The organism is Prevotella sp. MA2016, from assembly GCF_000619825.1.
Taxonomy (GTDB): Bacteria; Bacteroidota; Bacteroidia; order Bacteroidales; family Bacteroidaceae; genus Prevotella.
In genome coordinates, this window is the sequence record NZ_JHUW01000008.1 from 390,114 (window position 1) to 401,947 (window position 11,834).

An 11,834-nucleotide genomic window follows, 5' to 3' on the forward strand; every position below is an offset into this window, starting at 1 on the left:
CGAATTAAATAATTAGTAAACAGAATATGAAAATGAAGAAAACAATATTGTCTTGCCTGATGCTGTTGGCTGGTATTTCAGCAAATGCACAGGAGCAGAAGGGCACGACTGAATACGTCTTCGAGCCACACTGGTATGTACAGATTCAGCCTCTGGGCGCACAGTACACACTTGGTGAGGTTGGCTTCGGCGATCTGCTGTCATACAATGTTCAGGCTACTGTAGGCCGTCAGTTCTCAAAGCTGTGGGGTGCTCGTTTGTCTGTTAACGCATGGCAGAGCAAGGCCGGTAGCAAGTTCGACATTTCTAACAAGGAATTCAAGTGGAAGTGGAACTACGTAGCTCCTACAATCGACGCTACATTCAATGTTTCTAACGCATTGTTCGGTTTCAATCCTAACCGTGTATTCAACCTGGGCGCATTCGCTGGTCTCGGTCTGAACATCGGCTTCTCTAACGACGAGGCTGCTAACGCTGACAAGGGCATCCGCGATATGGGTACTATCGGTACCTACAGCACCAACCAGGGTCTGGATTACCTCTGGGATGGTACAAAGGTTCGCCTCGTTGGTCAGTTCGGTTTGACCGGTGACTTCAAGGTTAGCGATAAGGTTAGCATCGGTCTCGAGCTGAGCGCTAACACTCTGAACGACAAGTACAACTCAAAGAAGGCAAAGAACTGGGATTGGTACTTCAACGCACTGGCTGGTGTGAAGATCGCCCTCGGTAACACTTATTCTACACGCTTCATCCCTGCTCCAGAGCCAGAGATCCGCTACGTAGAGAAGATCGTCGAGAAGATCGTTGAGGTTCCTGCCAAGGTTGAGGAGCCTGCAGCACCTGTTGCTGAGCCACTCCGCCGCGATATCTTCTTCCAGATTGGTCGCACTGCTATCCGCAAGACCGAGCAGCAGAAGGTTAACGAGGTTGTTGAGTACCTGAAGGCTAATCCTGAGGCTAAGGTTAACGTAACTGGTTACGCTGACGCTGGTACAGGTAACGATCGCATCAACGATCGCCTGGCTGCTGGTCGTGCCGACGTTGTTGTTAAGGCTCTGAAGAAGGCTGGCATCGCTGCAAGCCGCATCAGCTACGACAGCAAGGGTGCTCGTGTTCAGCCATTCGCTGATAACGACAGCAACCGTGTATCTATCGTAATCGCAGAGTAATCTAAAGATTAAGATAAAACGATGAGCCCAGTCCCATTTGGGGCTGGGCTTTTATTTTGAAACTAATAACGGATAAGCCGATGAAAAGAATAGTTCTAATCACCCTCGTAAGCATCCTTACAGCGATTGAAGCTATCGCACAGATAGCTAATGGTTATTATCGTGTACAAAACAATGCCAGTTCTCGCTACATCACCATTAGAGATAATCAAGTTGGCACAGTAGATTACTCAAGCACCAATGTAGATTTGAGTAACATCGTTACTTGGCGCGGGTTTGACTACGTGAAGAGCGCCCCAAGTTCTATCGTGTATGTGGAGCAGCATGGTTCACAATACGACCTAAAAACACAGGGCACCAGCCTTTACGATATTACTAGTAAAAGAACTTATATCGATTTGTTACCACGCGATGGCGGTACATATGTGATATCAGTATCCTATGGCGGCGTAACAGGACGTCTTTATGATAGCGAAGAGGATGAAGACGAAGGCTATGTAAAGCGTACCGGTAATGCGGCTTATCAGAACTGGAAATTTGTGAAAGTTGATACTGATAATAACTATATCGGCTTGCAGCCCACCGTACAGATTGGCGACAGCTATTATGGCACACTATATGCTAGCTACCCTTTTAAAGCATCATCAAAGGGACTCAAGTTCTATTATATTGATGCCGTAGCCGAAGGTCAGTGCCGCCTGCAAGAGATTACCAGCGAGGTGATTCCTGCTGCCACGCCAGTGATATTTATGTGCAGCAGCAATAATCCTGCCAACAACAAGGTGACTCCTGTAACCGACAAAACAACTGCTCTTGAAAACAATCTACTGAGCGGCACTTATTTCGCCCGTACTTCTGGACATAAGGTAAACGTTCGCTACGACGAGGCTACAATGCGCGTGTTAGGCAAGAATGAAGCTGGCGAGCTGGCATTCGTAAAAGGCACTAAAGCAAACCTCACTAGTAGCCACTATATACCTGCAAACACCTGTTGGCTGAACATCCCCAGCGAGTACACAGGCAATTTCAAAGTCCTGAGCAGCGGTGATTATACTGGCATCCGCAACATCAATGCTGATACCAAAACAACCAAAGCCGACGGCACCATCTACACCCTTACCGGCACTAAGGCCAATGCCAAGGCACTCCGTCCCGGGCTCTACATCAAAGATGGCAAGAAAGTTGTGATTAAGTAATCCCCTAGAAATAGATATTTATCCCCAACAAACGCCGCCAAAAATAGTATATTTGGCGGCGTTTAATATTAATTAACCAATAAAAGCACACAAGCAAACAGATTTTTACTTAAATTTGCGAAAACAAAAAATCTAAAAGCATTATTATTAACCCTTTAACACAATAGGCTTATGAAAAAACTATTTTTATTTGCAGCCATGCTGATGACAGGCTTTGCATTTTACTCATGCGACGACGTAGTTGACAACCCAGCACAGGATCCCGCTCAGTCGTGGAACTACTCAGTAAGCGTTAAACTCGCAGATTTTGATTTTTCGGCACAACCAACTGACCCAGTAACAGGCGAGCCCAATGCCTATGTTGCGCCCACAACCCTCTATGTACTTAACGAGCAGAATACCCTCATGGGTACGATTACAACCGATGCAGCCCCTGCTGCTGGTGATTATGCTACATACGCAGGCACACTGACTGGTTCTATTGGTAATAACCTGATTATTACCACTAAGATTGGCAACGATCTGGCCAAGCAGGATGGTACATTAGCATCAGCCATCAAGAATGGTATCGTTCAGACAGCCGAAGTTCCCATCAAGATTTATAATGCCAACTCAGGTACTCTAACCACCGCCGCTGCCAAGTTGGAAAACAATACAGCTATTGCCCATACAGCATCTGGGCAAATTGAAGGTGGTGACAAGATTGCAGTTGTAGCTGATGATCAAGCATTCGAATGGACAGTTTATAAAGAGTTTGATCCAAGCAAATCTGCAGATTTGTATATTGCTATCCCAACAAATACAAATCCAGAAGCAGAATATACAATTTCTTCAGATAGCGAGGATGGATATAGCCGTGGTGCCTCTTTCAAATTAGCAGATTGGCCCGCATTAGTAACAGGTAAAGTATCAACATGGTTAGGATGGCTTCCTTTGAATGATATAGGTATTGATTTGACTAAATGGGATGCATATCAACGAGAAACGAATAAAGCTACAGGAACTTTATACTTTAATCAGTGGATTAATGACGACCAAACATTTATTATCAAACAGTCTGGTGAAAAAGCAATAAATGTAAATGTAAGTATTGGGGGAAACGCTACAAAAGATGTAGCTGCTACGCTTAACAATATTAGACTGGAGAAGAATAATTACTTTGAAATTTCAAATGGTGCTAATTTCGCCATCACACTCATTGGAGAGAATAAATTTGAGATGCTGAATTTAAATAGCCCATTCACCAAGAAAGGTGATGGAACTTGGAAATTCAATCAGCTGAATATTGGTGGTGGTCAATACTGGGATGGCACAAAAGATATTCCTTATGCAGCAGAGTACACCATTAATGAAGATATCGACCTGAAGCATCTCTCTTCATCAAATGGGGCAAAACTGACCATTGCCGATGGCAAGAAAGTGAATGTTATCAACGAAGAAGGCCTAGCTGTTTCTATCTATGAAGCAACGCTCAACATCGGAAAAGGTGCTATTCTCAAAGCAGAGAGTAAGGAGAAGGAATCATCAGTAATCAATTTAAATGGAGCCGAATTAAATGTTGGAGAGAACGCAGAAGTTAGTGCTCAGGGTGCAAAAGCAGGTATAGCGTTAACTATCTTTAATTACAATTACGGTGAAAACAAAATTAAGAGTGCCTTGAATATTGGCAAGAATGCAAAAGTAAATCTTGTAGGTGGCCCAGAGGGTATATTAGGAACAGGAATGGACATTCAAAATAGTTACAATGCAACTACTGATATCACACTTGCCGAAGGTGCCATACTCACCACAATAGGAATAGATAGGGCTGGTATCAATTGCTACAGCTACAATGACAACAATTATTCTGGAACAATCAATTTCAATATTGCTAAAAATGCTAAGATAACAGCAAAAGATATTGAAGGAGGCATTGGTCTCCAGGCTCAAGGAGGCGATATCGAACTTAACATTGATGGTGAAGGCACATTCGAAGCCATATCTGATAGTGGCTTCGGTATGAGTCTTGACGGTTGGAGCAACTACAACTCTCCATCCATCAATTTCAAGGGAGGCAAAATCTCTGCAACCAGCGGAGCTGACAAGCCTGCCATTAATAGTTATATGACACTCACCATTGATTCAAAGATTAAGAGCTTCAAGGCTACTAAGGGCGCGAATGCTACACTCTACATCTCACAGTACGGCAACGAGGCAAATCTCGAGAATCTCGTAGCCGAAAAAGACAAGTTCAACGACGCTATAGCTGATGGTACACGTACCATCACTCCAAAGCCCGCAAAAAAGTAGTAGTAACAGATTCAGAACAATAAGAATCTATAATAAACGCAATCAGGGCAGCCTATTGGCTGCCCTGATTATTTCGTTCTTTTAAAAAGTAAAAAGACTTAGAAAATAGACTTGGTGAAACGAACCTGAAGGACAGGATAAACCTTGATGCCTCCGAGGAAATCTGCCCAATCACCAACCTTACCAGTGATATTCTCAACATCATGAGTCAGGTCGGTACCATCGTGGGTATAGAGATGTGGTGTGCCGCCCCAGAACATCATACCGGCATCAAAAGACACCTTCCAGTCGTCGCGGCTCTTCATCAACTTGCCACCATAACCAAAACCTAAGTAAGGCTTAAAGCTGTTGCTCTTGGCACGCACCTTCACCATACCGCTCTCGGCATCAGGCTCCATGATATAAGGTTCGCCAGAATCTTTATTATCGCCTACATGGAAGCCCATGCGACCATAGTTGACAATCTTCTGGCGATAGGCCTCGGTGAGGAACACATTCATACCAGGATTCTGAGCTGTGCCATCGCCTTCGATAGAGATAATTGGCTCATCAGCTACACACTTCTCATAAATCTGATTATACATGCTCACAGCCAGCAATGAGGTCATGGCCTGTGTAGAATTCTCGGCATAAGCAAACTGCGAGGCCCCCCAATAGAAACCACCAGTAATATGCCAGTGCTTATTCTTAAAGGGGAACACATCCACCAAAAACTTGAAGTTGTTGACAGTTGGTTTGCCCACCATCTTCACCTCGTCTTCAACCTTGAAACCGGTCAGTTCAGTGAGCATCTTCGACAAGCGGTCGAATCTGGTCTCTACACGATTGCCCTGCTCATCATAAGCCACAGCTGGCTCGCCACCTACCTCTACAGGGAAATAGATGCCTGCTTTGAAACGGGGCATATACTCATAACCCATACGAAGCTGTACGTTCTCGTGAACACGTGAAGCTACATCGATACCGATACCAGTAGTACCAACAGTGAGAGACACGTCGAGATTTTGAAACACGCCATTATCCTTCCTCCACTGAGAACCACGCTGAGCAGCACTCTGCGCATAAGTCAGATTCACTGTCACGGCTGCTATTACTGCTAAAACTATCTTTTTCATTTTTATGGTCATTTGTTATTTCATAATCATTTCATTCTCCATCGGCCGTTATGTTCCACCATCGGCACCACCACCTCTTCGGTGGTAGAGTCACCATAGCAGAGCATCAACAGCACGTTGGTATAGTGAGCCAGGCTATCGGTGTAAGCGCGCGATACGCGCACCTCACAGATGCCCTGGCGGTCTTGCTGCTGAGCCATATACTGCTTGTAGCCCTCTATCAGCTGCGAGCGATAATCAGCAGGCAGCGAATCGGCCATAAAACGGCCCTCAACAAACTGCTCGTACTCGCCCTGAACTAAATGGGTATAGTAGCCTTTAGCAGCCAAAGCCGCTTGTTCTTCGCGACTTACACCGGTGCTACAGGCTACTACTATAACTATCAATATAAGATAGACGAGCTTACGCATTACTTCTGGCGGATAAACACGTTGATAGGGCTACCGGTGAGTTCCCAGTTCTCACGAATCTTATTCTCCAGGAAGCGCTTATAAGGCTCCTTGACGTACTGTGGCAGGTTAGCATAGAACACGAAAGTTGGAATCTGCGTGTCGGGCACCTGAGCCACATACTTAATCTTGATATATTTACCCTTAACCGATGGTGGTGGGAAAGCCTCGATAAGCGGCAGCATCACCTCGTTGAGCTTAGAGGTACCAATCTTGGCCTTGCGGTTCAGATAAACCTGCTTAGCTGTCTCGAGTACCTTGAAGATACGCTGCTTGGTGAGAGCCGAACCGAAGATGATGGGGAAGTCAACAAACGGAGCCATACGCTTGCGGATGGCATTCTCGAAGGTCTTGATAACCTCCTGCGACTTATCCTCTACCAAATCCCACTTATTGACAACCACAACCAGTGATTTATTGTTCTTCTGAATAAGCTGGAAGATATTCATATCCTGTGCCTCGATACCACGGGTAGCATCGAGCATGAGGATACACACATCGCTATTCTCGATGGCGCGGATAGAACGCATCACCGAGTAGAACTCCAGATCTTCAGTCACCTTGTTCTTACGACGGATACCTGCGGTATCTACCAGATAGAAGTCGAAACCAAACTTATCGTAACGTGTGTAGATAGAGTCGCGGGTGGTACCGGCGATATCTGTCACAATGTTACGGTCTTCGCCAATGAAGGCGTTGATGATGCTCGACTTACCTGCATTTGGACGTCCCACCACAGCAAAGCGGGGGATGCCATCCTCCAGGTCGTCCTTAGGCTTATTGGGCAACATCTCGAGCACTTTGTCGAGCAGGTCGCCAGTTCCGCTACCAGTGGCTGCAGAGATGCACCAAGGATCACCAAGTCCCAGCTTATAGAACTCATACTGGTCGTAGAGGTTCTTGCCGTCGTCGGCCTTATTAGCCACCAGCAGTACAGGCAGTTTGGCGCGGCGCAGAATCTGCGCTACATCCATATCCCAACCAGTGACACCATTATTAATATCGCAGAGGAAGAGAACGAGATCGGCTTCTTCGGTGGCGATAATCACCTGCTTGCGGATCTCCTCTTCGAAAACATCGTCGCTGTTGACGACCCAGCCGCCGGTATCGACAACTGAGAACTCACGACCATTCCACTCACACTTGCCATATTGGCGGTCACGGGTGGTACCAGCCTCGTCGCTCACGATGGCATGACGAGTTTTGGTGAGTCGGTTGAACAGTGTAGACTTTCCCACATTGGGGCGTCCTACGATTGCTACTAAATTTCCCATAATTATTCTGGATTATAACCAAAATGTTCTAATTCTCTATCAGAGCTGCGCCAGTCCTTATCTACCTTTACGAATATCTCCAGGAAGATAGGCTTAGCAAAAAATTTCTCAAGCGACTTGCGGGCCTCGGTGCTCACCTTTTTGAGGGCTACGCCCTGGTGACCGATGATGATACCCTTCTGTGAGTCGCGCTCCACATAAATAATGGCATTAATGTGAATATGCTTATCATCCTCCTTAAAACGCTCCACAGCCACCTCTACACTGTAAGGAATCTCCTTATCGTAGTAGAGCAGTATCTTTTCGCGGATAATCTCCGACACGAAGAATCGTGCAGGCTTATCTGTCAGCTGGTCTTTATCGAAATAAGCCGGACTCTCGGGCAGAAGCTCCTGGATACGCTTCAGCAGGATATCCACGCCAAACTTATTTTTAGCTGAGATGGGCAGAATCTCTGCCTTAGGCAGCAAAGCGTGCCAGCGCTCTACAATGGTGGCTAGTCTAGCCTGGCTAGTGGTGCTAGCATTTCTAGTAGGGCTAGGTTGGGCAGCCAGCTCATCAATTTTGTTGATGAGCAGGATTACTGGCAAGTCCAGCTTCTGAACCTTCTCAAGAAAGTCCATATTCTTTTCGGGATTCTCTACCACGTCGGTCACGTAGAGCAGCACATCCGCATCCTGGAGGGCCGACTCAGAGAACGCTAACATAGACTCCTGTAACTTATAATTGGGCTTAAGCACACCTGGAGTATCGGAAAACACAATCTGCATCTCAGGGGTATTCACAATACCCATGATGCGATGACGGGTGGTCTGAGCCTTGAAAGTGGCAATAGAAATACGCTCACCAACCAGCTGGTTCATGAGCGTACTTTTGCCTACGTTGGGATTTCCAACAATATTTACGAATCCTGCTTTATGCATTAATTCAATTGTCAATTGTCCATTGTCAATTACTTTGCTGCGCCATCATAAGCCCACTTGTAATAAGAAGCTCCATGAACGAAACCAGCACCAAAGGCGGTGAGGATCATGTTGTCGCCCTTCTTCAACTTCTTCTCGTATTCCCAGATGGCCAACGGTATCGTAGCGGCACTCGTATTTCCGTAGTGTTCAATGTTCACCATCACCTGCTCCATAGGCAGCTCCAAGCGCTTGGCCACGGCTTCTATGATACGCATGTTAGCCTGATGAGGAACCACCCACTGGATGTTGTCCTTGTTCAGACCGTTGCGCTCGGCAATCAGAGCACAGTCGTTACTCATATTTGTAACCGCATAGCGGAACACGGTACGACCTTCCTGATAGAGGTAGTGCAGACGATGATCGACAGTGAAATGAGACGGTGGGCAGACGGAACCTCCGGCCTTCAGATGCAGGAACGGCAGTCCCTTACCATCAGTACGGAAATATGAATCCATCACTCCGATATTCTGTTCTTCAGTAGCCTCGAGGAGAACGGCAGCTGCACCATCTCCGAAGAGAGGACAAGTCTGACGGTCCTTATAGTCAACCACCGACGACATCTTATCGGCACCAATGACGATGATTTTCTTGTAGCGTCCGCTCTGAATCATCGTAGCTGCCACATCGAGTGTGTAGAGGAATCCACAGCATGCGCCCCAGAAATCAAATGCGAAAGCATTCTTCAGTCCAAGTTTTCCCAGCACGATAGAAGCTGTGGAAGGGAACTTATAATCAGCTGTAGAAGTGGTAACGATGAGTGCGTCGATAGAGTCGGGATCGGCTCCGGTCTTCTGCATCAGCTGCTTGGCAGCCTTACGGGCCATGTAGCTGGTGCCGAGACCTTCCTCCGTAAGAATGTGACGCTCCTTGATACCAACGCGCGTCATGATCCACTCATCATTGGTGTCCACCATACGAGACAACTCATCGTTGTTCAGGATATAGTCGGGCACATAGCCACCCACACCAGTGATTATCGCATTAATTCTATCCATTACTCAGCTACGCTTTCCTCAATCTTGACAGCTACCTTACCACGATAGTAACCACAGGTGGGGCATACAGTGTGATAAACATAATATGCACCACAGTTAGGACATACTGCCAATGTGGGAGCTACTGCCTTGTCATGAGTACGACGCTTGAGTGTACGAGTCTTTGACTGTCTTCTTTTAGGATGTGCCATAATTCTATAAATTTTTTAATTGTTACATTTTTAATTTTTTCAGTTTCTCCCAGCGGGGGTCGATGGGCTGGGCGGACTCCTCATCGCTGCTTCGGTCAGCTGACAGCTCTTCCAGAGCTTTCGTCATGGCAGAGTTGCACTTGCCAGGTGCATGCACATGCCTGATGGGTATAACCAACACCACTAACTCATAGATGATCCACGACATGTCGAGTATTCCTTCGTCCTCAGGCACTACGATAACATCATCTTCCTCTGAGTATTCGCTTCCGAACTTGACAATCAAACGATTCTCGGTTTCAACCGGCTGTTCCATATCGTCAAGACAACGGTCGCAAGGTACAACAACGGTGCCATCAGCATGAAACAGGAGTTCGAAAAAGCCGGTAACCTTGCGTATAGACACCGACACGTGCAAAGAGCCCCTCTTCACTTCAGCACCATCCAAAGCCTCGAAGTATGTATCATCCAAGTCGTAAGCCAAGGTTGTTTCCTCGCTCACCAGACCTTTCAGATCAATCTTCAATGACTCCAGACTATTCATTATTATACACTTTTAAGCGCAATAATGCGCTATACGGGCTGCAAAGTTACAACTTTTTTTTCAATGAAAGCACGGTTATTTCGTTTTTTTATCATTTTAATGCAAAATCGTTGACCTACAGACGCTTATATTACACAAAACAAGGGTTATTTGTGCAATTCAATGCGAAAAGTTGTACCTTTTCCCTGCTCAGACGACTTAACATAAATTCTCCCTTTGTGATACTCTTCAACAATACGTCGAGCCAGTGAGAGACCGAGCCCCCATCCACGCTGCTTGGTTGTAAAACCAGGCGTGAAGACATGATAAAGATCTTTCTTACGAATACCTTTACCTGTATCCGTTACCTCTATAAAGGTCTGGTCGTATGCTTCTTCGAGCAGCAGCGTAATCGTACCACTACCTTCCATGGCATCAACAGCATTCTTACACAGGTTCTCTATCACCCACTCAAACAACGATGCATTCATATTTACAATGACATCATGATCAGGCAGAATCGTCTTTATCTCAATTTTATTAGATGTTCTGCGCCGCATATAGTCAACCACATGAATGATAACCTCATTCATCGAGGCAGGCACAGGTTCGGGTAATGAACCTATCTTCGAGAAACGTTCAGCAATACGCTCCAGGCGTTTCACGTCTTTATCCATCTCAGGTATCAGATCGTCGTCAGGATGATTCTCCTTCAGTATCTCCACCCATGCCATCAGACTAGAAATAGGCGTGCCCAATTGGTGAGCTGTCTCTTTCGACAGTCCAACCCATACTTTGTTCTGTTCAGCTTTCTTTGATGATAGCAAAGCAAATATTGCAACCACCACAAAAATCATGACAATACCTAATTGCCAATACGGATACTGTGACAGACGTTTCAGGAGTATCGACTCGTCGTAACACACTATCTGCGACCCCACAACAATCGTATCGCCAGACCTAAACATACGTTGGGCGTAGCTTTGCAAATTTAAAGTATCATCGATATTCCTATAATCATCAATACCACCCTTCTCATTCATTACGATGACAGGTATAGTGGTGTTACCCTGCATCACATCAAGCACCAAAGAGAGATCGGTACTCTCATCGGCATGGTTCAGGGCGTGTAAAGCCTGAGCCCATATCTCCATTTTCTTCCGCTCTTCGTTAGAGAGATCTTTAACTAAGAGATGAGATACGAATAGTGAGGTGATAGCGATGATGATGGCCGCTATCACCAGGATAATCTTGGTTTGTCTGATTCTGTCTGTCCACTGCATACATATATAAAACGAAAAAGCCCCGAAGATATTGTATCCTCGAGGCTTTTCTTTAAAAAAAGACGGCGGCTTCCTACTCTCCCGCATTGCATTGCAGTACCATCGGCGCAGGTGGGCTTAACTTCTCTGTTCGGAATGGGAAGAGGTGGGACCCCACTGCAATAACCACCTAATATAGGTTATTGACATTGTCGACACAAGAAAACTGGGTAGAAGTTCGTTCTTGAAACAACTACATCTGATAATATCAGCATGAAGCGAAAGAGTTCGGGCAATTAGTAGTGCTCGGCTTTGACGTCACCGTCTTTACACCTGCACCCTATCAACGTCATCGTCTATGACGACCCTCAATGGAGTCCTCATCTTGCGGCTGGCTTCGCACTTA

At 46.0% G+C, this 11,834-nt stretch carries 11 protein-coding genes and 2 rRNA genes; 3 read left to right on the forward strand and 10 right to left on the reverse strand.

The features are described from left to right. Window positions 1-32: 32 nt before the first annotated feature. The 3 genes from T360_RS0106010 to T360_RS0106020 all read left to right on the forward strand — a co-directional run bounded on the left by T360_RS0106010 (window position 33) and on the right by T360_RS0106020 (window position 4,654). Entirely contained in the window at window positions 33-1,169 is a 1,137-nt protein-coding gene (locus tag T360_RS0106010) for an OmpA family protein (protein ID WP_369793495.1), read from the forward strand. Between the two features lie 80 nt (window positions 1,170-1,249). After that, complete coding sequence (locus T360_RS0106015) at window positions 1,250-2,365, forward strand: hypothetical protein (RefSeq protein WP_028911982.1); 1,116 nt, start codon at window positions 1,250-1,252, stop codon at window positions 2,363-2,365. Between the two features lie 171 nt (window positions 2,366-2,536). After that, a complete protein-coding gene (locus T360_RS0106020; RefSeq protein WP_155949393.1) occupies window positions 2,537-4,654 on the forward strand; it encodes a hypothetical protein in 2,118 nt (705 codons plus the stop codon). A gap of 98 nt (window positions 4,655-4,752) precedes the next feature. Here T360_RS0106020 and T360_RS14760 read toward each other — a convergent pair whose 3' ends face one another. From T360_RS14760 to T360_RS0106070, 10 genes are all read right to left on the reverse strand, one after another. Next, the gene (locus T360_RS14760; protein ID WP_155949394.1) at window positions 4,753-5,769 is read right to left on the reverse strand and encodes a hypothetical protein; all 1,017 of its coding nucleotides are present in this window, start codon (window positions 5,767-5,769) and stop codon (window positions 4,753-4,755) included. A 26-nt stretch (window positions 5,770-5,795) separates the two neighbouring features. Next, the gene (locus T360_RS0106030; RefSeq protein WP_028911984.1) at window positions 5,796-6,179 is read right to left on the reverse strand and encodes a hypothetical protein; all 384 of its coding nucleotides are present in this window, start codon (window positions 6,177-6,179) and stop codon (window positions 5,796-5,798) included. Next, complete coding sequence (gene der / locus T360_RS0106035) at window positions 6,179-7,492, reverse strand: ribosome biogenesis GTPase Der (protein ID WP_028911985.1); 1,314 nt, start codon at window positions 7,490-7,492, stop codon at window positions 6,179-6,181. Before der ends, T360_RS0106030 begins: the two co-directional genes overlap by 1 nt. Window positions 7,493-7,494: 2 nt before the next feature. Next, complete coding sequence (gene era / locus T360_RS0106040) at window positions 7,495-8,415, reverse strand: GTPase Era (RefSeq protein WP_028911986.1); 921 nt, start codon at window positions 8,413-8,415, stop codon at window positions 7,495-7,497. A 29-nt stretch (window positions 8,416-8,444) separates the two neighbouring features. Then, window positions 8,445-9,452, reverse strand: a complete 1,008-nt coding sequence (locus T360_RS0106045; RefSeq protein ID WP_028911987.1) for a beta-ketoacyl-ACP synthase III — start codon at window positions 9,450-9,452, stop codon at window positions 8,445-8,447. After that, entirely contained in the window at window positions 9,452-9,643 is a 192-nt protein-coding gene (rpmF, locus tag T360_RS0106050) for a 50S ribosomal protein L32 (RefSeq protein WP_028911988.1), read from the reverse strand. The genes T360_RS0106045 and rpmF overlap by 1 nt, the downstream gene beginning before the upstream one ends. Before the next feature lie 22 nt (window positions 9,644-9,665). After that, entirely contained in the window at window positions 9,666-10,187 is a 522-nt protein-coding gene (locus T360_RS0106055; protein ID WP_028911989.1) for a DUF177 domain-containing protein, read from the reverse strand. A 146-nt stretch (window positions 10,188-10,333) separates the two neighbouring features. Further along, the gene (locus T360_RS0106060) at window positions 10,334-11,449 is read right to left on the reverse strand and encodes a HAMP domain-containing sensor histidine kinase (RefSeq protein ID WP_028911990.1); all 1,116 of its coding nucleotides are present in this window, start codon (window positions 11,447-11,449) and stop codon (window positions 10,334-10,336) included. A 60-nt stretch (window positions 11,450-11,509) separates the two neighbouring features. After that, a 5S ribosomal RNA gene (gene rrf, locus T360_RS0106065) occupies window positions 11,510-11,622 on the reverse strand. An 81-nt stretch (window positions 11,623-11,703) separates the two neighbouring features. Beyond that, window positions 11,704-11,834 (reverse strand): 23S ribosomal RNA (locus T360_RS0106070); the annotation flags it as partial.

Excerpts from the sequence above, each read along its gene's own strand:
- T360_RS0106010 (WP_369793495.1), top strand. The coding sequence starts at position 33 with ATGAAGAAAACAATATTGTCTTGCCTGATGCTGTTGGCTGGTATTTCA.
- T360_RS0106015 (WP_028911982.1), top strand. The coding sequence starts at position 1,250 with ATGAAAAGAATAGTTCTAATCACCCTCGTAAGCATCCTTACAGCGATT.
- T360_RS0106020 (WP_155949393.1), top strand. The coding sequence starts at position 2,537 with ATGAAAAAACTATTTTTATTTGCAGCCATGCTGATGACAGGCTTTGCA.
- T360_RS14760 (WP_155949394.1), bottom strand. The coding sequence starts at position 5,769 with ATGAAAAAGATAGTTTTAGCAGTAATAGCAGCCGTGACAGTGAATCTG.
- T360_RS0106030 (WP_028911984.1), bottom strand. The coding sequence starts at position 6,179 with ATGCGTAAGCTCGTCTATCTTATATTGATAGTTATAGTAGTAGCCTGT.
- der (WP_028911985.1), bottom strand. The coding sequence starts at position 7,492 with ATGGGAAATTTAGTAGCAATCGTAGGACGCCCCAATGTGGGAAAGTCT.
- era (WP_028911986.1), bottom strand. The coding sequence starts at position 8,415 with ATGCATAAAGCAGGATTCGTAAATATTGTTGGAAATCCCAACGTAGGC.
- T360_RS0106045 (WP_028911987.1), bottom strand. The coding sequence starts at position 9,452 with ATGGATAGAATTAATGCGATAATCACTGGTGTGGGTGGCTATGTGCCC.
- rpmF (WP_028911988.1), bottom strand. The coding sequence starts at position 9,643 with ATGGCACATCCTAAAAGAAGACAGTCAAAGACTCGTACACTCAAGCGT.
- T360_RS0106055 (WP_028911989.1), bottom strand. The coding sequence starts at position 10,187 with ATGAATAGTCTGGAGTCATTGAAGATTGATCTGAAAGGTCTGGTGAGC.
- T360_RS0106060 (WP_028911990.1), bottom strand. The coding sequence starts at position 11,449 with ATGCAGTGGACAGACAGAATCAGACAAACCAAGATTATCCTGGTGATA.